The 20,356-nt window shown below is 63.9% G+C and carries 18 protein-coding genes; 6 read left to right on the top strand and 12 right to left on the bottom strand.

Features of this window, described 5'->3' with window-relative positions; genetic code table 11:
* Positions 1–89 precede the first annotated feature (89 nt).
* The 5 genes from ACLV8F_RS12590 to ACLV8F_RS12570 all read left to right on the top strand — a co-directional run bounded on the left by ACLV8F_RS12590 (position 90) and on the right by ACLV8F_RS12570 (position 6,639).
* On the top strand, positions 90–2,240 hold the full coding sequence (locus tag ACLV8F_RS12590) for a peptidase domain-containing ABC transporter (RefSeq protein WP_411884562.1): 2,151 nt from the start codon (positions 90–92) through the stop codon (positions 2,238–2,240).
* A gap of 17 nt (positions 2,241–2,257) precedes the next feature.
* Positions 2,258–3,589, top strand: coding sequence for an HlyD family type I secretion periplasmic adaptor subunit (locus ACLV8F_RS12585; RefSeq protein ID WP_411884561.1), 1,332 nt, complete (start codon positions 2,258–2,260; stop codon positions 3,587–3,589).
* A complete protein-coding gene (locus ACLV8F_RS12580; RefSeq protein WP_411884560.1) occupies positions 3,579–4,946 on the top strand; it encodes a TolC family outer membrane protein in 1,368 nt (455 codons plus the stop codon). The genes ACLV8F_RS12585 and ACLV8F_RS12580 overlap by 11 nt, the downstream gene beginning before the upstream one ends.
* On the top strand, positions 4,943–5,518 hold the full coding sequence (locus ACLV8F_RS12575; protein WP_411884559.1) for a toxin-activating lysine-acyltransferase: 576 nt from the start codon (positions 4,943–4,945) through the stop codon (positions 5,516–5,518). The genes ACLV8F_RS12580 and ACLV8F_RS12575 overlap by 4 nt, the downstream gene beginning before the upstream one ends.
* 155 nt (positions 5,519–5,673) lie before the next feature.
* Entirely contained in the window at positions 5,674–6,639 is a 966-nt protein-coding gene (locus tag ACLV8F_RS12570; protein ID WP_411884558.1) for a hypothetical protein, read from the top strand.
* Positions 6,640–6,684: 45 nt separating this feature from the next.
* Here the strand turns inward: ACLV8F_RS12570 and ACLV8F_RS12565 are convergent, their stop codons facing one another.
* The 10 genes from ACLV8F_RS12565 to ACLV8F_RS12520 form a co-directional block, all read right to left on the bottom strand.
* Positions 6,685–7,716, bottom strand: coding sequence for a Bug family tripartite tricarboxylate transporter substrate binding protein (locus ACLV8F_RS12565; protein ID WP_411884602.1), 1,032 nt, complete (start codon positions 7,714–7,716; stop codon positions 6,685–6,687).
* A gap of 157 nt (positions 7,717–7,873) precedes the next feature.
* A complete protein-coding gene (locus tag ACLV8F_RS12560) occupies positions 7,874–8,869 on the bottom strand; it encodes a tripartite tricarboxylate transporter substrate-binding protein (protein ID WP_411884557.1) in 996 nt (331 codons plus the stop codon).
* 348 nt (positions 8,870–9,217) lie between these two features.
* Complete coding sequence (locus ACLV8F_RS12555; protein ID WP_411884556.1) at positions 9,218–10,471, bottom strand: phenylacetate--CoA ligase family protein; 1,254 nt, start codon at positions 10,469–10,471, stop codon at positions 9,218–9,220.
* Between the two features lie 9 nt (positions 10,472–10,480).
* Positions 10,481–11,293 (bottom strand): ABC transporter ATP-binding protein, encoded by an 813-nt coding sequence (locus ACLV8F_RS12550; RefSeq protein ID WP_411884555.1) that lies wholly within the window; start codon positions 11,291–11,293, stop codon positions 10,481–10,483.
* A 267-nt stretch (positions 11,294–11,560) separates the two neighbouring features.
* Entirely contained in the window at positions 11,561–12,892 is a 1,332-nt protein-coding gene (locus ACLV8F_RS12545; protein ID WP_411884554.1) for an ABC transporter substrate-binding protein, read from the bottom strand.
* A gap of 60 nt (positions 12,893–12,952) precedes the next feature.
* Positions 12,953–14,029: a branched-chain amino acid ABC transporter permease gene (locus ACLV8F_RS12540; RefSeq protein ID WP_411884553.1), complete on the bottom strand. Its 1,077-nt coding sequence runs from the start codon at positions 14,027–14,029 to the stop codon at positions 12,953–12,955.
* 15 nt (positions 14,030–14,044) lie between these two features.
* Entirely contained in the window at positions 14,045–14,176 is a 132-nt protein-coding gene (locus ACLV8F_RS12535) for a hypothetical protein (protein ID WP_411884552.1), read from the bottom strand.
* Positions 14,173–15,102, bottom strand: a complete 930-nt coding sequence (locus tag ACLV8F_RS12530) for a branched-chain amino acid ABC transporter permease (protein ID WP_411884551.1) — start codon at positions 15,100–15,102, stop codon at positions 14,173–14,175. Before ACLV8F_RS12530 ends, ACLV8F_RS12535 begins: the two co-directional genes overlap by 4 nt.
* A gap of 17 nt (positions 15,103–15,119) precedes the next feature.
* Positions 15,120–15,902, bottom strand: a complete 783-nt coding sequence (locus tag ACLV8F_RS12525) for an ABC transporter ATP-binding protein (protein ID WP_411884550.1) — start codon at positions 15,900–15,902, stop codon at positions 15,120–15,122.
* The gene (locus tag ACLV8F_RS12520; RefSeq protein ID WP_411884549.1) at positions 15,899–17,845 is read right to left on the bottom strand and encodes an AMP-binding protein; all 1,947 of its coding nucleotides are present in this window, start codon (positions 17,843–17,845) and stop codon (positions 15,899–15,901) included. The genes ACLV8F_RS12525 and ACLV8F_RS12520 overlap by 4 nt, the downstream gene beginning before the upstream one ends.
* Positions 17,846–18,014: 169 nt before the next feature.
* On the opposite strand from ACLV8F_RS12520, the gene ACLV8F_RS12515 reads away from it, so the two are divergent.
* Positions 18,015–18,755 carry a Crp/Fnr family transcriptional regulator gene (locus tag ACLV8F_RS12515; protein ID WP_411884601.1) on the top strand — a complete coding sequence of 247 codons (741 nt, stop codon included), beginning with the start codon at positions 18,015–18,017 and terminating at the stop codon, positions 18,753–18,755.
* A gap of 2 nt (positions 18,756–18,757) precedes the next feature.
* Here ACLV8F_RS12515 and ACLV8F_RS12510 read toward each other — a convergent pair whose 3' ends face one another.
* Entirely contained in the window at positions 18,758–19,393 is a 636-nt protein-coding gene (locus ACLV8F_RS12510) for a pyridoxamine 5'-phosphate oxidase family protein (RefSeq protein WP_411884548.1), read from the bottom strand.
* Positions 19,394–19,403: 10 nt separating this feature from the next.
* Positions 19,404–20,333, bottom strand: a complete 930-nt coding sequence (locus ACLV8F_RS12505; protein ID WP_411884547.1) for a LysR family transcriptional regulator — start codon at positions 20,331–20,333, stop codon at positions 19,404–19,406.
* Positions 20,334–20,356 lie beyond the last annotated feature (23 nt).

Here is a 20,356-nt window from a genome sequence, read left to right as displayed (position 1 = left end):
TTCTTTTCTTTTTCCCGGCTCGAGCTATGTTCAATTCCAGCACATCTCCTCAAAACACCCCCCCGCCAGATCCCGATCCTCTTGCCACAGTGAACCCCAAGGCCTGCAGCCTGATCGCGGCGTTTTTACATCTGCTGGGAACCCATGCCGACGTGTCGCGTCTGGCCCGGCACCATGCCTGGCCCGCTGAAGGCCCGGACAGCGCCGCGCTGGCCCAGGCCTTGCAAAGCCTGGGGCTTCGGGCGGAGCACCACCGCACGCGCTTGAACAAGCTGGCGCAAGGCCCCTGGCCCGCACTCGCGCGGGGCCCGAACGGCGGCTGGCTGCTCATCGGCCATGCCAGCAAGGAAGGCGTGGTGATCCAGACCGATCCTGCCGCCCAGGCGCAGCCACTTTTCTGGTCCCAGTTTGCCGAGCAGATGTCCCCGCTTGATGAACTCGAATGGATCACGGCCAGCCCTCCACGCGGTGCGGTGGACAAGGATGGCGCGGATACCTCGGGCCCGGGCTTCGGGGTGGGTTGGTTCTGGAAGTCGCTGAGCCAGTACAAGCAGATGCTGGGTGAGGTGCTGGTCGCTTCCTTCTTTGTCCAAATCTTCGCGCTGCTCACGCCATTGATCTTTCAGGTGGTGATCGACAAGGTGCTGACGCACCGCTCGATGAGCACGCTCGACGTGATGGTGGTTGCGCTGCTGGGGGTGGGCCTCTTCGAGGTGGTGCTCAGCGCCATGCGGCATTACCTGCTGAGCCACACCACCAATCGCGTTGACGTGGAGCTGGGCGCCAAGCTGTTTCGGCACCTGCTGCATCTGCCGCTGCCTTACTTCGAGTCGCGGCGCAGCGGCGAGACGGTGACCCGGGTGCGTGAGCTGGAGAACGCGCGCAACTTCATGACCGGCGCGGCTTTGACGAGCTGGCTCGACCTGCTGTTCGCGGTGGTGTTCCTGGCGGTGATGTTTTACTACAGCGTGACGCTGACGCTGATCGTGATTGCCGCCTTGCCGCTGCTGTTCGCGGCGTCCTGGCTGATCACTCCCTTGATGCGAAAAAAGCTCGAAGACAAGTTTGCGTTGGGCGCCGAGAACCAGACCTTTCTGGTGGAAACCGTCACGTCGATGGAAACGATTAAAAGCCAAGCGGTGGAAGGCGCCTGGCAGCGCGATTGGGAGCGCCGCCTGTGCGACTACGTGACGGCCTCATTTGAATCGGGCCACCTGGGCAATGCCACCAACCAGCTGATTGGCCTGGCCAGCAAGCTGCTGACAGTGCTGCTGCTTTACTTCGGCGCCCGGCTGGTGATAGACGGCGACCTGACGGTGGGCGGGCTGATTGCCTTCAACATGCTGGCGGGTCGGGTCAATGCGCCCATCCTGAAGCTGGCGTCCCTGTGGCAGGAGTTCACGCAAATGAAGGTCAGCGTCAAGCGGCTGGGCGACATCATGGACGCCACGCCCGAACCGGCCTTCCGGCCGGGGCGCAGCACACCGCCGGCCCTGGAAGGCCGCGTCACTTTTGAGCATGTCGCATTTCAATACGCTCCAAACGCGCCCGAGGTGCTGAGCGACCTGAACTTCAACATTCTGCCCGGCGAGGTCATCGGCATCACCGGTATTTCCGGTGCCGGAAAAACCACCTTGATGCGGCTGATGCAGCGCCTTTACCACCCCGTCAAAGGCCGCATCCTGGTCGACGGCATGGACCTGAGCATGGTGGACACCTCCTGGCTGCGCCGCCAGATCGGCGTGGTGGGCCAGGACACGGCCCTGTTCAACCGCTCGGTGCGCGACAACATCGCGCTGGGCAACCCGGCCATGGGCATTGACGCGGTGATGGACAGCGCGAGGCTGGCTGGCGCCCACGACTTCATCTTGCAGCTTCCCGATGGCTATGACACGGTGATCGGCGAGCGTGGCAGCAAGCTCTCGGGCGGGCAACGCGCGCGCATCGCCATTGCGCGGGCATTGGCCACCAACCCGCAAATCCTGTTGCTGGACGAGGCCACGGCCTCGCTGGACTATGAAAGCGAACGTGTGATCCACGACAACATGGCCCACATCTGCGAAGGCCGCACGGTGTTCATCGTGGCGCATCGCCTGTCCACCTTGCGCATGGCCGACCGCATCCTGGTGCTGGACCATGGCCGCCTGATCGAAACCGGCAACCACCGTGAATTGATGAACGAGAAGGGCCGTTACGCCTCGCTCTACCAGGCGCACCAGGTGCTGGAGCAAGCATGGTGAACAAGAAGAGCCTCCCCATGAATTCCCAATCCGATCATCCAGCCGGGCACGCCGCATTCAGCACCGCCGCCATCGCACTGCGTCAGCAGCCGCCGGCCCGCATCGCCCGCATGGTCACCGTGGCCATCTGCATCATGGCCGCGGCCACGCTGGCCTATGCCACCCTGGTTTCCATGGACATCGTGGTCACCGCGCAGGGGCGCGTCAGCGCCCCGGGCAAAAGCAAGGTGATCCAGCCGCTGGAAACCGGCGTGGTCAAGGCCATTGCGGTGCGCGATGGACAGGCCGTGAAAGCCGGTGACGTGCTGCTGGAACTGGACGCCACGGCTACTCTGGCCGACCGCGACCGGCTGCAACGCGAAGCCCAGGAAACCCAGGCCGACGTGCTGCGGCTCAAGGCCTTGCTTTCAGGCAAGGATGAATGGGCGCAGGCGCCTGATTTGCCCGCCGCGATGGTCGCCAACCAGCAAGCCGTGCTGGCCGGCCGGCGCAGCGAGCAGGATTCCCGCATGGCCGCGCTCGATGCCGACATTGCCCGGCGCGCCGCCGACCGTGACGCCATTGCCGCCAATATCGCCCAGCTGCGCACCAGCTTGCCGCTGGTCCGGCAAAAGCATGCGATGCGCGTAGAGCTGGCCACCACCGGCCATGTCTCGCAGACCGGCCTGATCGAGACCCAGCTGGAATTGCTCAACATGGAGAAAGAACTTACCGTGCAAGGCAACCGGCTCAATGAGTCGGCGGCCAGCCTCAATGCGGCTGTCCAGCAGCGCAAGCAGGCGCAGGCGGAGTTCCGTGCCCGGACCAGCGCCGAACTCGTGGACGCCATGCGCAAACATGACGCGGCACGCCAGGAACTGATCAAGGCGACGCAGCGCCGCGACCTGCAGACCTTGCACAGCCCGATTGACGGCGTGGTGCAGCAATTGGCCGTGACGACTGTGGGCGGCGTGGTGACCCAGGCGCAACCGCTGATGACGATTGTTCCGCACAACGCGGTGCTGGAAGTCGATGCCCAGGTCATGAACCGCGACATTGGGCACATTAAGGTGGGCCAACGAGTGATCAACAAGGTGGAAACCTTTGATTTCACGCGCTTTGGTTATATCGAGGGCACTGTCCAATGGGTGGGGACTGATGCGATCAACGACCCCAAGCTGGGGCCGGTCTACCCGGTGCGCATCCAGCTGAGCAAGGCGGAGACGCCGAACGTGGTGAACGGCCAGCATGGCACGGTGACGGCGGGCATGAGCGTGACCTCCGACATCCGCACCGGCGAGCGCCGCATGATCGAATACTTTATCGCCCCCATGCTGCGCTACAAGCAGGAGGCTTTGCGTGAACGATAACGCTAACCCTCCATGCAGGAAAGGACGCTTATGGTGGTTTGGCTTGCCCTTATTGCTGGCGTCGTTTGGGACGCAGGCCGACACGCTGCTTGATGTATACCGCAAGGCGCAGGAACGCGACGCCACATACCGCGGCGCAGTCAATACGCTGCGCGCGGCGCGTGAGCGGGTTCCCCAGGCGCGAGCCGGGCTGTTGCCCGCCGTAAGCCTGGTTGGGGCCACCAGCCAGCAGTCCGGGCAAGCTTCATTCAGCGAAGCACCGTATGTAGACCGGAATGTGCGCAATCGCAGCTGGAACCTGCAACTGACACAGCCGCTCTGGCGCGCGGCCAGCTGGGCGGCGCTGGACCAGGCCGAGCAGCAGGAGCTGCTTGCCGAGGCGCAGTTCCGGCAGGCCGAGCAGGAGTTGATCCTGCGCACCGCGCAGGCCTATCTGGATGTGCTGGTGGCACAGGAGGCCCAGCGCGTGGCGCGTTTGCAGGTTGGCGCCGTGATCCAGCAGTTGGAACTGGCGCGGCGTAATTTTGAGGTCGGCACCGGGATCGTGACGGACGTGCATGAGGCCCAAGCCCGGCTGGATCTGTCGCAGTCCCAAGCGGTTGCGGCGGGCAGTGAGCTGAAGAACAAACGCGCCGAACTGACGCGCATTCTTGGCGAGCCTCAAGCCAATCTGGCCCGCCTGCGCGCGGATAGCCTCTTGCCGACCATTCAGCCCGACGATGAACAGCCCTGGCTGGACAGCGCTCGCGAACAGTCCATTTCGGTACGCGTCGCCCAGGCCATGCTGGATGTGGCGGACCGGGAGATTGCCAAAAGCCGGGCGGCGCATTCCCCGACCCTGGACCTGACGGCAGGCTACGGCACCAACTACACATCCGGCAGCATCACTTCGCCGGCCGATATTTCGGTGCGCTCCCGCTCCAGCCAGGTCGGCTTGAACCTGAATATCCCGCTCTTTGCCGGCGGCGGTGCGCAGGCCCGCGTGCGCGAGGCCCTGGCCTTGAAAGACAAGGCCGCGGACGACCTGGAAGCGGCACGCCGGCAAGCCGCCGCGCTGGCCAGCCAGGCCTTTACCGGGGTGGTTAGCGGCGCGGTGCAAGTCCAGGCCCTGGCTTCGGCCATTGCCTCCAGCAAAAGCTCGGTCGACTCCAACAAGATCGGCTTTCGTGTCGGCTCGCGCATCAACATCGACGTGCTCAATGCCGAGCAGCAGCTCTACACGGCCGAGCGTGACTGGCACAAGGCGCGGGCCGATACCCTGATGCAAGGCCTGCGCCTCAAGGCCGCAAATGCCACTCTGGCCGAAGCAGATTTAAGCGCTATCAACAACATGCTCGAAACCGGAGCACAACCATGACCAAACCATCTACCCCCTCCAAAACAACCAAGGCAACCAAGCCAGCTGCATCTGCATCCGCGCTCGCGCCGGCAGATGCCGGCCTGCCGGGCAATGGGCCTTTGCCGCCAGAAGAATTGGCGGAGCTGGCCGCCCTGGCCAAGGAGCAGGCACGCAAGGTGCTGGGCAAGGTCCCGATGCTCGGTGCTGTGACCTGGCTGATGCTGCAGCAGGCCGCCAATCGGCATACCCTCCTCAGTGAACTGGAGTGGCGTGTGATGCCGGCGCTGGTGTTGAATCAAGCCAAGCTGTATTTAAAGGAGGAGGCTCCGATGGCGTTTGTCTCCTGGGCCAAACTCGGTGAGGAAGTGGCGCAGCGCTATCAGGCCACGCCGCACCAGTTCACCTTGGCCGACTGGGCCTCAGGCGACCAGATCTGGTTGATTGACGTATTCACGCCTTACGGCGGCGCGCAGGAGGTGCTCCAGAACCTGCGTGAGAAAGTGTTTGCCGGACAGGTGGTGCGCCAGCTGATGCCGATGGGGCCGGAGAAGGCCAAGGTGATGGTGTGGCCGGCGACGGGCGCGCCTTGACGGTACCCGGAATTTTGGACGACATCTTGATTTCGGGCAAGAACGGCGCACGCTGGAGTGATTTCCTGGTTTCCACCAAGTCGCTCGACTGGATTTGATTCATTAGCATGAGAACCTTTGATCAAACCTTTCACGACATTGTGGGAAAGCTATAAATGGACAGTCAAGTAGTGCTCAAAGCGGTTGGAGTTGCAGGTTCTGCCGGCGCGATTATTTTTCTGACGATGTACGGTATTTCAAAGGTGATGCTCGAAAAAATTCCCTTCGTATCGAAAGTGCACGCACCATCTCTTCTGAAGTGGTTTTTGGTTGTCAGTCTTGGGCTGGGGCTTGCTGCTTTGAGCGCCTGGTATTACGCGGGCCGGCAACATGTCTCAATCGATGGCAGAGCGGGGCAGATTCGCATTGACATACCTGCCAGCACCGCGCTTCCGCCTCTCAATATCGACGCCCGTGTGTACAACGAGCCATCCAGGTCAGATCCTCTTTTGCTGGCCAGGGTTGAGAACCAGGCTGTCAAAATTTATGAACAGGCAACTTCACTTCAGGATGCCAATCAAAAATTGGGGCAGATCGAGGCGGATCTGGCGGCGTGGCAATTCCTGTACTTTGAGCAAGGACTCCCACAGTCCGCCGAGATGCTCAGGGATCTTTCCGCTCTTAGAAATTATCGCGTTGGTGTGACTGCGTTTAACGAACGGTGGGGCGCCAGACTTCAGGGTACGGACTCATTTGACACCGTTTTCAACAGGATTCTTGTTGCGTATGGGTGGGTAAGCGTTGTGGATGGCTTGGCTTCAGTCAGCCCTAAAGGCAAGTTGATTTTGCGTCGCCGGGGTGGCGAACCTGTTGCCTTTGCCGGCGCGGACGTACCGGCTTGGTGTTCTGGTGCGAAGACCTGGGTCGAGAGGCAAATTTGCGGCGATTCGGGTCTCGCTACCTCGGAGCTTCGTGTGCTTCAAGATTTGAACGCCTTGCGTGCAAAATTCGGGGCGGCCATGGACTCCGACCAAAGTCATTGGCGTAAAACCGTCAGAGATGAATGCAAATCGATCGAGTGCCTCAGATTAGCTTATCAAGCTCGCGTCCAGCGTTTTGGGGAGCTTGCGCAGCAGCAATGATGACGGGACGTCTTGGCGAAAACTGGACGGCCTTCATTAACCCCCTTAATCCACCTTCGCCCCAGAAGCCTTCACCACCTGCGCCCACTTCTTGTGCTCGGCGTTGATAAAGGTGGTGAACTGTGCGGGCGTATTCCCACTCGGGATCGCGCCCTGCGCCAGCAGTTTTTCCTTCATCGCCGGCGTGCCCAGCGCTTTGGCGGTTTCCTGCTGGATGCGGTTGACGATGTCGGGTGGGGTGCCGGCGGGGGCGAGCAGGCCGAACCAGGAGCTGGCTTCAAAACCTTTCATGGCGGGGCCGCCGGCTTGTTCTATGGTGGGGACGTCGGGCAGGGCGGCTGAGCGTTCTGCGCTGGTGACGGCGAGTGCTTTGAGCCTGCCGGATTTGATGAGGGCCATCGAGGAGGGCAGGTTGTCGAACATGACGTCCATGTCGCCGCTCATCAGGGCGAGCAGCGCGGGGCTGGAGCCGCTGTAGGGGAAGTGGGTCATGTAGGTGCCGCTCATGGTTTTGAAGAGCTCGCCTGCCAGGTGAATCGAGGTGCCGTTGCCGCTGGAGGCCATGTTGAAGGTGCCGGGTTTGGCTTTGGCCGCGCGTATGAAGTCGGTGACGTTGTTGATGCCGGCGGCTTTGGCTTTGTCGGTGTTGACGACCATGACGTTGGGCACGCCGGCCACCAGGGTGATGGGCGCGAAGTCTTTTTGCGGGTCGTAGGCCATCTTTGAGTAGAGGGCCTTGTTGATGCCGTGGGTGCCGACGGTGCCCATCAGCAGCGTGTAGCCGTCGGGCGCGGATTTGGCGACGATGTCGGCGCCTATGTTGCCGCCGGCGCCGGCGCGGTTTTCGACGATGAAGGACTGGCCGAAGGCTTTGGAGAGTTCAGGCGCCATGGCGCGGGCCAGGATGTCGGTGGTGCCGCCGGGTGCGAAGGGCACGACGATTTTCACGGGCTTGGTGGGCCAGCTGGCGCTCTGGGCCCAGGCCGAGGGCGTGGCCATGAAGGTGCTGAAGGCCGTCAGCGCGGTGGCGAAGAGGGCGCCGTAGCGGGGCGAAAGAATGGGTTTGTTGTTGTTCATCAAGGGTGTCTCCAGGGGATGGCTGGCCGGCAGGCGGCCGGGGGTCACACGAACATAGCGTGCGAAGGCACACCCTTCAAGAGGGTAAAACCCGGCGGCCCATAAAAAAAGCCGCCCGGCGAACCGGGCGGCCTGGCAATCAAAAAACGTAAAGAGTTCAGTCGGCGAACTTGCCGGCAGCTTCGATCACAGGCTTGAGCTTGGCGATTTCGGCGGCCACAAAGGCTTTGTGGGCGACGGGGTCGACGCGCTTGTCGGTCACCACGACGGCGCCCAGGCCTTCCTGTTTCTTGATGAATTCAGGGTCCTTGAGGGCGATCTTCAGCGCGTTGTTGATCTGGGTGAGCACGGCGGGCGGCGTGCCCTTGGGCGCGTAGAGGCCGTGCCAGATGGTCAGGTCAAAGCCTTTCAGGCCCATTTCCTGCAGCGTCGGGTAGTCCTTGAGCAGCTTGTTGCTGGACAGCGGCTTGGCGGTGGTCACGGCAAAGGCCTTGACGCGGCCGGCTTCGATCTGGCCGGTGGTGTTGGTGGTCTGGTCGCACATCATGTCGACCTGGCCGCCGACCAGCGCATTCATCGCGGGGGCCGTGCCGCCGAAAGGAATGGTGGTCATCGCGTCCTTGGCGTTGATGGCCGCTTGCCACATCAGGCCGCACAGGTGCGAGGCGGAACCCAGGCCGGCGTGGGCGATGTTGAGCTTGCCGGCGTTGGCGCGGATGTAGTTCTCGAAGTCGCGGTAGTTGTTGGCGGGCAGCTGGGGCTTGCCGATGATGGTCATGGGCACTTCATTGATCATGCCCAGGAATTCGAAGTCTTCCAGCACCTTGTAAGGCAGCTTGCGGTACAGGCCGGGGGCCGCGGCCATGCCGATGTGGTGCAGCAGCAGGGTGTGGCCGTCCGGTGTGGCGCGGGCGACCTTGGCCGCGCCGATCGTGCCGCCGGCGCCGTTGACGTTTTCAACGACGAAGTTGGCGCCGCCACCCATGGATTTGCGCATGGCCTCGGCCAGATCGCGCGCCACGCGGTCGGTCGGGCCGCCGGCGGCGAAGGGCACCACAAAGGTGACGGGCTTGGAACCTGGGAAGGCGGGGGCTTGCGCGTGGGCAGCAAAAATGGTGGCCGCGGCGGCAGCGAGGACTAACAGGCGTTTCATGAGCGTCTCCTTGTGATTGAACGGGCCAAGTTTAAGGTCGCCTTGCCGCGTCAACATCGCGGGAACTACGTAAGGGCTATCCCGTCATTGCCCCAGGTTGTCGGTGTTTGCCGACGACTTTTAACTTATAGGTGCCCGGAGCTGTTCACAAAACCCGGCGAAGCGATCCTGGCCAGGTGGCGCTACAACGCCAGGCGGTTTTGCTCCCTCCCCCGCTGGGGGAGGGTTGGGGTGGGGGCCGCGGCCTGTGCATGGAGACGGCAAATTCCGCCGCCGCCGGCCCCCATCCCAGCCTTCCCCCAGAGGGGGAAGGAGTAAGAGCCGCCCCGGGGGGGGCGTGAGCCGCGCTTACTTGTAACTCCTCGCGTCCTCAATGACCTTGCCGTCATTGGGGAGACTGCCGGGCGCCACCAGCTGCACCGTGCCGCGCAGCTTGGTCACGTCGCGTATCACCTCGCCTATGCGCTGGTCCAGCCCGTCGGGGCTGGTCGCCGTCTCGACCTGGAAGTGCATGCTGTCGTTGGCCATCTCGCCGCTCACGACCAGCCTGGCCTTGATCACCTCGGGGAAGCGCCTGGCGATGTCTGCCACCTGGCCCGGGTGCACAAACATGCCGCGCACCTTGACGGTCTGGTCGGCCCGGCCCATCCAGCCCTTGATGCGGGTGTTGGTGCGGCCGGTGGGGCAGTGGCCGGGCAGCACGGCCGACAGGTCGCCGGTGCCGAAGCGGATCAGCGGGTAGTCGGGGTTCAGCGTGGTGACGACCAGCTCGCCGACCTCGCCTTCGGCCACCGGGTCGCCGGTGCCGGGGCGCACGATCTCCACGATCACGCCTTCGTCCAGCACCAGGCCTTCGCGGGCCTCGGTTTCATAGGCGATCAGGCCCAGGTCGGCCGAGGCATAACACTGGTAGGCGCTGATGCCGCGCTCGGCCAGCCAGTCGCGCAGGCTGGGCGGAAAGGCCTCGCCCGAGACCATGGCGCGCGTCACCGTGGGCAGCGCGACCTTCATCTCGGCGGCCTTGTCGACGATGATTTTGAGGAAGCTGGGCGTGCCGACGTAGCCCGCGGGCTGGAGCTCGGCCATGGCCTGCACCTGCTGCTCGGTCTGGCCGGTGCCGCCGGGGAAGACGGTGCAGCCCAGCGCATGAGCGCCGCTTTCCATCATGGCGCCGGCCGGCACGAAGTGGTAACTGAAGCAGTTGTGCACCAGCTGGCCGGGCCGGAAGCCGGCCGCGTGCAGGGCGCGCGCCAGGCGCCAGTAGTCCTTGCGGGTGCTGTCGGGTTCGTAAATCGTGCCGGGGCTGGCAAACACGCGCGGCATGGCGGCGCCGTAGCGCAGCGCGCTGAAGCCGCCAAAGGGGTCGCCGCCGGCCTGGCGCGCGGCCTGCTGAAGTGCCAGCAACTCGTATTTGCGGGTGACGGGCAGGCGCGCCAGCGCGGCGCGCGAGGCCACATCGGCGCCGTTGATGCCTTTGAGGATGCCGGCAAAGGCCGGCGCACGGGACTGCGCATGCGCGATCTGCTGCGGCAGCGCGGCCAGCTGGGCGGCTTCGCGGCTGGCGTGCGGCCGGTGTTCCAGGGTGTCGAAGAAATTGTTCATGTCCCTACCTCAGGCCAGCCAGCGCTTGCGACGCTTGTAACTTTTGACGTCTTTAAAACTCTTGCGTTCGCCGCCACCCACACCCAGGTAAAACTCTTTCACATCCTCGTTGTTGGCCAGGTCTGCGGCGGCGCCGTCCATCACCACGCGGCCGCTTTCCATGATGTAGCCGTAGTCGGCGTACTTCAGCGCCATGTTGGTGTTCTGCTCGGCCAGCAGGAAGGTGACCTGCTCCTTCTGGTTCAGGTCTTTGACGATGTTGAAGACCTCCTCGACGATTTGCGGCGCCAGGCCCATGGAGGGCTCGTCCAGCAGCACCATGGTGGGGCTGGCCATCAGCGCGCGGCCTATGGCGCACATCTGCTGCTCGCCGCCCGAGGTGTAGGCTGCCTGGGAGGTGCGCCGGGTTTTGAGGCGCGGGAAGTAGTTGTAGACCTTCTCGAGGTTGGCGGCGACTTCGGCCTTGCTGCTGCGCGTGTAGGCGCCGGTCAGCAGGTTTTCCTCGATGGTCAGGTGGGCGAAGCAATGCCGGCCTTCCATCACCTGCACCACGCCGCGTTGCACCAGGTCGGCCGGCGAGAGGTTTTCGATGCGTTCGCCGCGCAGCTCGATGGAGCCCTTGGTGACCTCGCCGCGCTCGCCGCGCAGCAGGTTGGAAATCGCGCGCAGCGTGGTCGTCTTGCCCGCGCCGTTGCCGCCCAGGATGGCCACGATGCGGCCCTGCGGGACCTGCAGCGAGACGCCCTTGAGCACCAGGATCACGTGGTTGTAGATGACCTCGATGCCGTTGACGTTGAGAACGATGTTGGGTGTGTCACTCATTGTTTGTATCCGTGTGATTCATTGCGTTATTTATGTTCGTAACTCAGGACACCACACCGTTCGGGCTGAGCCCTTCGACAGGCTCAGGACAGGCCCTGTCGAAGCCATTCGACAAGCTCAGGGCGAACGGTAGTGAAGATAGGTCGTGATGAATGGAAACCTTAATAAGCCAATTGAAAGAACCGGGATGCCGACCCTTTCAATTGGCGGCTCCTCCGGGGAGCCGCCGCCCTCCCGCCGTGGCGGGAGGTGTTCACGAAGCCAATTTCAGGACTGGCAATCAGCCGCGGTGCGGCGCGTCATCTTCTTGTCGGCGAGGTACTTGTCGGCGCCGGCCTTGATCATGGGTTTCAGGATCTGCTCGTCGGCCTGGATGAAGTCGGAGCTGAACTCCCACTTGCTGCCGGTCCAGGTCTGCACGCGCGCGGCGGTCGAGCCCATGTGGTCCGAGCACGAGGTGCTGATGGGCCGCATCACGCCGGCAAAGCCCAGCGCGTCCAGGCGCTTCTGGTCCAGTGCGAGGTTTTCCATGCCCCAGCGCACCTGCTCGCCGGTCATGACCTTGCCCTTGCCGAAACGCTCCTGCGCGCGGCGCACGGCCTCGATGCTCAGCATCTGGATGATCACGCCGCGGGTGTACAGCACCTGGCCGACTTCGTCTTTCGGGCCGGTTCCCTGGCCCTTCTCGTGCACGTACTTGAGGATGTCCTGGATGACCTTGGGCTGCGTGCCCGAGGTGTTCAGCGCCAGCGCGTTGTAGCCCTTGGCGCCTTCGCCCACGTCTTTCACGTCAGGCTCTGCGCCGGCCCACCACACGCCGTACATCTTGTCGCGCGGGTAGCCGGTGGCTTGCGCTTCCTTCAGGGCGGTGGAGTTCATCACGCCCCAGCCCCACAGCAGCACAAAGTCAGGCCGCGTCTGGCGCACCTGCAGCCAGGCCGATTTCTGCTCGACGCCGGGCGCGGTCACGGGGATCAGCTGCAGGTCAAAGCCGTGCATGCGGGCGCGTTCCTGCAGCAGCGGGATCGGTTCCTTGCCGAAAGGCGAGTCGTGGTAGACCAGCGCGATCTTCTTGCCCTTGAGCTTGTCCAGGCCGCCTTCCTTCTTGCCGATGTGCTGGATCAGGATGTCGGCGCCCGTCCAGTAGCTGCCCATCAGCGGGAAGTTCCACTTGAAGGCCTGGCCGTCCTGCGCAACCGAGAGGCCGTAGCCCAGCGTGATGAGCGGCACCTTGTCGGTGGGGACTTTTTCGGTCAGCGCGAAGGTGATGCCGGTGGCCTGCGGGTCGAAAATTGCGACGCCGGGCCGGCCCTTCAGGCGCTCATAACATTCCACGCCGCGGTCGGTGGCGTAGCCGGTTTCGCATTCTTCGTACGTGAGCTTCACGCCGTTGATGCCGCCGTCGCGGGCGTTCACCATCTTGAGGTAGTCCTGCTTGCCGTTGGCCCATGGCACGCCGTTGGGCGCGTAGGGGCCGGTGCGGTAAGACAGCAGCGGAAAGAACTGCTCTTTCGCTTGCGCGTAAGCGCTGGTCGCCACCAGGGACGAAGCGCCGGCGGCGATGGCCGCCACCGCCAGAATCAAACTGCGAATCTTCATTGTTGTCTCCTGAGAATTAAAAGCAAAGCACCTGACAAAACACACCGGAAAACGGATACCTCAATGCGGGAAAGGCCACAGGCGTAACTTCTGTTTGCCGATCGACCACAACTTCGCCAGGCCGTGCGGTTCCACAATCAGGAACCAGACGATCAGGCCGCCAAAAATCATGAGCTCGGCATGCGACACGCCGGCCGTGCCCATCTCGTAGCCAAAGAGCCGTGTCACGGCCGGCAGCGCCTGGCTCAGCACGATGGGCAGGATGGTGATGAAGGCCGCACCCAGGAAGCCGCCCAGGATGGAGCCCAGGCCGCCGATGATCACCATGAACAGCAGCCGGAAGGAGAACTCCACCGAGAAGGCGGCAGGCTCCCACGAGCCCAGGTGCACAAAGGCCCAGAGCGCGCCGGCCACGCCGATGATGAAAGAGCTGACCGCGAAGGCGCTGAGCTTGGCGTACATGGGGCGTATGCCGATGACGGCGGCCGCCACGTCCATGTCGCGTATCGCCATCCATTCGCGGCCTATGGCGCCGCGCACCAGGTTTTTGGCCAGCAGCGCGATCACCACCAGCAGGCCCAGGCACAGCAGGTATTTGGAGACCGCGCTGTCAATCGGCAGGCCGAAGACCTGCAGGCCGTTGACCGACACCGAGCCCGAGGGCGAGTCGTTGGTGAACCACTTGATGCGCAAAAACATCCAGTCGCTGAAGAACTGCGCCGCCAGCGTGGCGACCGCCAGGTACAGGCCCTTGACACGCAAGCTCGGCAAGCCGAACAGGATGCCGAAGGCCGTCGCGCACAGGCCGCCCAGGATGAGCGCCGGGATCAGCGGCATGTTGGGGATGCGCACAAAGAAGTTGTAGGCGCCGTACGCGCCCACGGCCATGAAGGCGCCCGAGCCCAGCGAGATCTGCCCGCAGTAGCCGACCAGGATGTTCACGCCCAGCGCGGCCAGCGAGATGATCAAAAACGGAATCAGGATGGCGCGGAACAAATAGTCGCTGGCCAGCAGGGGCACGGCCACAAAAGCGAACAGCAGGAAGAGGCCGACAAAGACGCGGTCCTGCAGGATGGGGAAGATCTGCTGGTCCGCCCGGTAGGTGGTTTTGAACTGGCCGTTTTCTCTGTAGAGCATGTTGTTCTTTTCCGTTCAGACGCGGTCGATGATCTTTTGGTTACGGCACGCTGCGCTTAACTTGCTGCGCAAGTGAGCCTTCACCGAAAAATCATCCTTCGCCGTATCCGGCGAAGAACCCGCAAGCGTGTTGATCGCGTATTTCATACGCGATCGATGATTTTTTCGCCAAAGAGACCTTGGGGGCGAAACAACAAGAAGCCGAGGGCCAACACATAAGCAAACCAGATCTCGATACCTCCACCAACAAACGGCCCCAGATAAACCTCCGACAGCTTTTCACCGACGCCAATAATCAGCCCGCCAATAATCGCGCCCGGCACCGACGTCAGCCCGCCCAGGATCACCACCGGCAGCGCGCGCAGCGCCACGGTGGCCAGCGAGAACTGCACGCCCAGCTTGCTGCCCCAGATCATCCCGGCCACCAGCGCCACCACACCGGCCACGCACCAGACGATGACCCAGATGCGGTTCAGCGGAATGCCGATGGATTGCGCGGCCTGATGGTCGTCGGCCACGGCGCGCAGCGCCCGGCCTATGGCCGTCTTCTGGAAGAACACGCTGAGCGCGGCCACCAGCACCGCGGCGATCAGCGCGGCGTAGAGGTCTTCCTTGTTGATCAGCACGCCGCCCTGGAAGGCGGACTCCAGCACAAAGATGGGTTCCTTGGGCATGCCGATGTCGATCTTGTAGATGCTGCTGCCGAACAGGGTCTGGCCCAGGCCTTCGAGGAAGTAGGCAATGCCCAGCGTGGCCATCAACAGGGTCGCGCCCTCCTGGTTGACCAGGTGGCGCAGCACCAGGAACTCGATCAGCCAGGCCACCACAAACATGATGGCGCCGGCAATCACAAAGGCCGCGACGTTGGCCAGCAGCAGGCTGTTGATGCCCGTCCACTGCGGGATCCATTCCGAAAAGCGCGCCATCGCCAGCGCGGCGAACAGCACCATCGCGCCCTGCGCGAAGTTGAAGACGCCGGAGGCCTTGAAGATCAGCACAAAGCCCAGCGCCACCAGCGAATACAGCATGCCGGCCATCAGGCCGCCAAGAAGAGTCTCTAAGAAAAAAGCCATCTTGTTAGTCCTGCCGCTTAATGACTGGTGCCCAGATAGGCCCGGATCACGTCTTCGTTGTTGCGTACTTCGTCGGGCGTGCCGTCGCCAATCTTCTTGCCGTAGTCCAGCACCACCACGCGGTCGGAGATGTCCATCACCACGCCCATGTCGTGCTCGATCAGCACCACCGTGGTGCCGAACTCGTCGTTGACGTCGAGCACAAAGCGGCACATGTCCTGCTTTTCCTCGACGTTCATGCCGGCCATGGGTTCATCGAGCAGCAGCACCTGCGGCTCCATCGCCAGCGCGCGGCCCAGGTCGACGCGCTTTTGCAGGCCGTAGGGCAGCTGGCCCACGGGTGTCTTGCGGTAGGCCTGGATTTCCAGGAAGTCGATGATTTTTTCGACCGCCTCGCGGTGTTTGATTTCTTCTTTTTCCGCCGGGCCTATGCGCAGCGCCTGCAGCAGCAAATTGCTTTTGATCTTCAGGTTGCGGCCCGACATGATGTTGTCGAGCACGCTCATGCCCTTGAACAGCGCCAGGTTCTGGAAGGTGCGCGCCACGCCCATCACCGCCACCTGGTGGCTGTTCATGTGCTTGAAGGTCTGGCCGCGAAAGGTGATGGAGCCCTGCTGCGGCGCATACACCCCGTTGATGCAGTTGAGCATGGAGCTTTTGCCGGCGCCGTTGGGGCCGATGATGGCGCGTATCTCGTGTTCCTTGACGTTGAAGGAGATGTCGGACAGGGCTTTGACGCCGCCGAAGTTCAGCGAGATGTTCTTGACGTCGAGGATGACGTCGCCGATTTTTTTCGTCATGCTGCTGCCTTCACGGGCGCAAACGTCTGGGTGTCGCCGATCTTGAGCGTCGCGCTCACGCTGCCGCTGCGGCCGTCCTCGAACTTCACGACGGTTTCGATGAACTGCTCGGTCTTGCCGTCGTACAGCGCGTCGACCAGCGGCAGGTATTTCTCGGCGATAAAACCGCGCCGCACCTTGTTGGTCCGCGTGAGCTCGCCGTCGTCGGCGTCCAGCTCCTTGTGCAGCACCAGGAAGCGGCTGACCTGCGAGCCGGCCAGCAGGGCGTCCACGCTGAGGTCGGCGTTGACCTTCTCGACGCATTCCTTGATGAGCTGGTAGACCTCGGGCTTTTGCGCCAGGTCGGTGTAGCCGGCGTAAGGCAGGTTGCGGCGCTCGGCCCAGTTGCCCACGGCGTCGAAGTCGATGTTGATCATGACGCAGCATTTCTCGCGGCCGTCGCCGTAGGCCACGGCTTCCTTGATGTGCGGGAAGAACTTGAGCTTGTTTTCCACATACTTGGGCGCGAACATGGCGCCGTCGTTGGCGCCGCCCTTGATGCGGCCCACGTCTTTCACGCGGTCGATGATCTTCAGGTGGCCGGCGGCGTCCAGGAAGCCGGCGTCGCTGGTGTGGTACCAGCCGCCGGCGCTCAGCACCTCGGCGGTGGCCGTGGGGTTTTTGTAGTATTCCTTGAGCAGGCCGGGCGACTTCACGAGGATTTCGCCGTTCTCGGCCACCCTGATCTCCACGCCCGCGATCGGCACGCCCACGGTGTCGGCGCGCGCCTGGTTGTCGGGCTGAAGGCAGACGAAGACGGCGGTCTCGGTCGAGCCGTAAAGCTGCTTGAGGTTGATGCCGATGGAGCGGTAAAAGGTAAAGAGGTCGGGGCCGATGGCTTCACCGGCGGTGTAGGCCACGCGCACGCGCGAAAAGCCCAGGGTGTTGCGCAGCGGGCCGTAGACCATCAGGGTGCCCAGCGCGTACAGCGCGCGGTCCAGCGCGCCCACGGGCTTGCCGTCCATCAGCGCGGGGCCGGCACGTTTGGCCACGCCCATGAAATAGTTGAACATGCCGCGCTTGATGCGGCCCGCGTCTTCCATGCGGATCATCACCGTGGTCAGCAGGCCTTCAAAGATGCGCGGCGGCGCGAAGTAATAGGTCGGCCCGACTTCCTTGAGGTCAATCGTCACCGTGCTCGCGCTTTCGGGGCAATTGACGACATAGCCGCAGGCCAGCCACTGCGCGTAGCTGAAGATGTTCTGGCCTATCCAGGCCGGCGGCAGGTAGGCCAGCACTTCCTCGGCCGAGGTCAGCTTGTCGAAATCGGCGCCGGCCTTGGCGCGGTCCAGCATGGTGTTGTGGGTGTGGACCACGCCCTTGGGGTTGCCCGTGGTGCCCGAGGTGAAAAACATCGCGGCCACGTCGTCGGGGTGGGCCTTGTCGACTTCGCCCTGGAAGAAGCCCGGCTGCGCGGCGGCAAAGGCGCGGCCCGTTTCCAGCAGCGCGTCGAGCGACTGCAGGCCGGGCTCGGCATAGTTGCGCAGGCCGCGCGGGTCGTCATAAATGACTTGCGACAGCTGCGGGCACTGGCCGCGTATTTCCAGCAGCTTGTCGACCTGCTCCTGGTCTTCCACCAGCGCGAAGCGCACGTCGGCGTTGTTGATCGGGAAGACGCATTCGGCGCCCACGGCGTCCTGGTACAGCGGGATCGGCACCGCGCCCAGCGCCTGCGCGGCCAGCATGGTGGCGTACAGGCGCGGCCGGTTGGCGCCGATGATGACCATGTGCTCGCCGCGCTGCAGCCCGGCCTGGTGCATGCCGCAGGCGATGTGTTCCACCAGCTGCGCCATGGCGGCCCAGCTGTGCGCCTGCCAGATGCCGTATTCCTTTTCACGCATGGCGGCGGCGCCGGGGCGCTCGGCCGCATGTTTCAGCAACAGTCTCGGGAACGTGGTTTGCATATTCCTTGTCTCGCCGTCTTTTGGGCTTCCGGGTCATAGCCCGAAAGTTGTCTCTTGGGTGCATGGTAGGCAGGTGTTTGACGTTAACTTGTCGTTCGGACGACAATTCAAGGGTGATTACTCCCCCGGACTTTCCCCTAGGCCTTGCTGAGGTGCGCGCATGGCGGCGATGACCGGCCAGTCCATGCAGATCCGCGCCCGCATGCCGGACGAGCAGGAACTCGCCGGCATCCACTGGCTCACCGAGCTGCAGCCGGCCGAGCGCGAGCGCGCCGTGGCCAGCGTGCGCGTGGGCGACGCCAACATCGGCGACTACGTCTGCCGCGTCGGCAAGCCGGTGACCTACTGGTTCGGTGTGGTCGAGGGCCTGCTCAAGATGAGCACCGACAGCGAGCAGGGCGCGACCATGACCTTCACCGGCCTGCCGCCGGGCGCCTGGTTCGGCGAAGGCACGGTGCTCAAGCGCGAGCCCTACCGCTACAACATCCAGGCGCTGCGCAAGACGGTGGTGGCCGGGCTGCCGGTCGAAGACTTCCACTGGCTGCTGGACCACTCCATCGGCTTTAACCGCTTTGTGATGAACCAGCTCAACGAACGCCTGGGCCAGTTCATCGTCGCGCGCGAAATCGACCGCATGAACAACCCCGACATCCGCGTGGCGCGCAGCCTGGCCGCGCTGTTCAACCCGGTGCTCTACCCGGGTGTGGGCCAGATCCTGCGCATCACGCAGCAGGAGATGGCTTACCTCGTGGGCCTGTCGCGCCAGCGCGTGAACGAGGCACTCAGCGCGCTGCAGGCCCGGGGTTTTATTCGCATCGAATACGGCGGCCTGCGTGTGCTGGACCTGGAGGCGCTGCGCTCCAGCGTGTTTGGGGGCAAGGATGAGGGTGCGCCGCCGGCGCGCCCGTAGTTTCAGTACAGCGTGGATTTCTGCCGCGCGGGCAGTTCACGGTCGTATTTGTCGCCGTCTACGGCCGCCGCCGTCAGCGCCTGCAGCATGGCGCCTGGCGTGGGAATGTCGGGCCGGCCCTGCGCCGCGGCCTGCCAGAGTTGTGAGCGCTGGATGGCGCGCGCGCACTGGAAGAACACAGCCTCGACATGGATCACGATGACGCAATGCGGCAGCTTTCCTTCCACGGCGAAGCGTTGCAGCAGGTCGGGCGCGGTGGTGATGCTGGCCCTGCCGTTCACGCGCAGGGTCTCGCCTGCGCCGGGAATCAAAAAGAGCAGCGCCACGCGCGGGTCGGCCAGCAGGTTGCGCAGGCTGTCGATGCGGTTGTTGCCGCGGCGCTCGGGCAGCAGCAGGGTTTTGTCGTCCTGGATGGCGACAAAACCCGGCGGGTCTCCGCGCGGTGAGGCATCCAGCCCGCCCGGGCCGGACGTCGCCAGCACCGCGAAAGGCGAGGCCTGGATCAGCGCCTGGTAGGCCGGGTGCAGGTAGTCCACCTCTTTCTGGAAGGACGGTGCGGCGACGGCGCCGAACAGCGACTCCAGTTGCGGCAGGCTGGTGACGGCATGGGGGTCGGTTTGTGCGTTGGGGGTGTCCATGGGCATGACTTTATCGCTTTGGTTTTTTGATGGCGGGTTCGGCGATGGGTGCGCACAGCGCCTCCACCAGTTTGAGGGCGGGCACCGACAGCTGGTCGAAGCGGCGCGCGCAGACCAGCAACTGCCGGTCGGCCCAGGCGTCAGTCAGTGTGAGCATGCGCAGCTTGCCCGCACCGGCATGGCGCTCGGCCGCGACAGCCGGCACCACGGCCACGCCGACGCCGGCCTCGACCATGCGGCAGACGGCATCGAAACTGCGCAGCCGTATGCGCGTGCGCATGCGCAGCCCCAGGCGTTCGGCCTGCAGGGCCAGGTGCTGGTGCAGCGCGCTGTCTTCGTCCAGGCCGACAAAGTCGTGGGCCAGCGCCTGGGCGAAGGCCATCTGGCGTTGCCGGCCGAAACTCATGGATCGCGGAACGATGAGGGCCAACTGGTCGCGCCGGAAGGGTTTGGATTCAAGGCTGGAAACATCGGCGGAGTCGGCCACGATGCCGAGGTCGGCCACCTGGGCCAGCAGCTGCGAGACGATCAGGTGGCTGGGGCGCTCTTCGAGCTCGACGTCGATGCCGGGGTGTGCATTGAGGAAGGCCGCGAGCGCTTGCGGCAGGTAGTCGGTGATGGCGGCGGTGTTGGACAGCAGGCGCACCTTGCCGGCCAGGCCGCCGGCATAGTCGTCAATCTCGCCGTGCATGCGATCAATCTGCTGCAGCACCAGGCGCGCATGGTGGGCCACGGCGAGTCCCGCCTTGGTCGGTTTGACGCCTGCCCGCAGGCGCTCCAGCAGCGGCACGCCCAGGCCATCTTCCATGCCGCGTATTCGCGCGCTGGCCGAGGCGAGCGCTAGGTGCGACAGCTTGCTGCCGGCCGTGATGCTGCCGGTGTCGATGACGTGCAGGAAGAGCCGCAGGTCGATCAGGTCAAAGCGGAGGGTGGCGGGCATGGTGAGGTGGGAGGCTTCGGCAA

Origin of the sequence: Polaromonas sp. YR568, assembly GCF_943369675.1 — a bacterium.
Taxonomy (GTDB): domain Bacteria; phylum Pseudomonadota; class Gammaproteobacteria; order Burkholderiales; family Burkholderiaceae_C; genus Polaromonas.
Note: the sequence above shows the minus strand (reverse complement) of the source record. Positions and strands in the feature narration are given on the sequence as shown.

Excerpts from the sequence above, each read along its gene's own strand:
- ACLV8F_RS12585 (WP_411884561.1), top strand. The coding sequence starts at position 2,258 with ATGAATTCCCAATCCGATCATCCAGCCGGGCACGCCGCATTCAGCACC.
- ACLV8F_RS12575 (WP_411884559.1), top strand. The coding sequence starts at position 4,943 with ATGACCAAACCATCTACCCCCTCCAAAACAACCAAGGCAACCAAGCCA.
- ACLV8F_RS12570 (WP_411884558.1), top strand. The coding sequence starts at position 5,674 with ATGGACAGTCAAGTAGTGCTCAAAGCGGTTGGAGTTGCAGGTTCTGCC.
- ACLV8F_RS12565 (WP_411884602.1), bottom strand. The coding sequence starts at position 7,716 with ATGAACAACAACAAACCCATTCTTTCGCCCCGCTACGGCGCCCTCTTC.
- ACLV8F_RS12560 (WP_411884557.1), bottom strand. The coding sequence starts at position 8,869 with ATGAAACGCCTGTTAGTCCTCGCTGCCGCCGCGGCCACCATTTTTGCT.
- ACLV8F_RS12555 (WP_411884556.1), bottom strand. The coding sequence starts at position 10,471 with ATGAACAATTTCTTCGACACCCTGGAACACCGGCCGCACGCCAGCCGC.
- ACLV8F_RS12550 (WP_411884555.1), bottom strand. The coding sequence starts at position 11,293 with ATGAGTGACACACCCAACATCGTTCTCAACGTCAACGGCATCGAGGTC.
- ACLV8F_RS12545 (WP_411884554.1), bottom strand. The coding sequence starts at position 12,892 with ATGAAGATTCGCAGTTTGATTCTGGCGGTGGCGGCCATCGCCGCCGGC.
- ACLV8F_RS12540 (WP_411884553.1), bottom strand. The coding sequence starts at position 14,029 with ATGCTCTACAGAGAAAACGGCCAGTTCAAAACCACCTACCGGGCGGAC.
- ACLV8F_RS12535 (WP_411884552.1), bottom strand. The coding sequence starts at position 14,176 with ATGAAATACGCGATCAACACGCTTGCGGGTTCTTCGCCGGATACGGCG.
- ACLV8F_RS12530 (WP_411884551.1), bottom strand. The coding sequence starts at position 15,102 with ATGGCTTTTTTCTTAGAGACTCTTCTTGGCGGCCTGATGGCCGGCATG.
- ACLV8F_RS12525 (WP_411884550.1), bottom strand. The coding sequence starts at position 15,902 with ATGACGAAAAAAATCGGCGACGTCATCCTCGACGTCAAGAACATCTCG.
- ACLV8F_RS12520 (WP_411884549.1), bottom strand. The coding sequence starts at position 17,845 with ATGCAAACCACGTTCCCGAGACTGTTGCTGAAACATGCGGCCGAGCGC.
- ACLV8F_RS12515 (WP_411884601.1), top strand. The coding sequence starts at position 18,015 with ATGACCGGCCAGTCCATGCAGATCCGCGCCCGCATGCCGGACGAGCAG.
- ACLV8F_RS12510 (WP_411884548.1), bottom strand. The coding sequence starts at position 19,393 with ATGGACACCCCCAACGCACAAACCGACCCCCATGCCGTCACCAGCCTG.
- ACLV8F_RS12505 (WP_411884547.1), bottom strand. The coding sequence starts at position 20,333 with ATGCCCGCCACCCTCCGCTTTGACCTGATCGACCTGCGGCTCTTCCTG.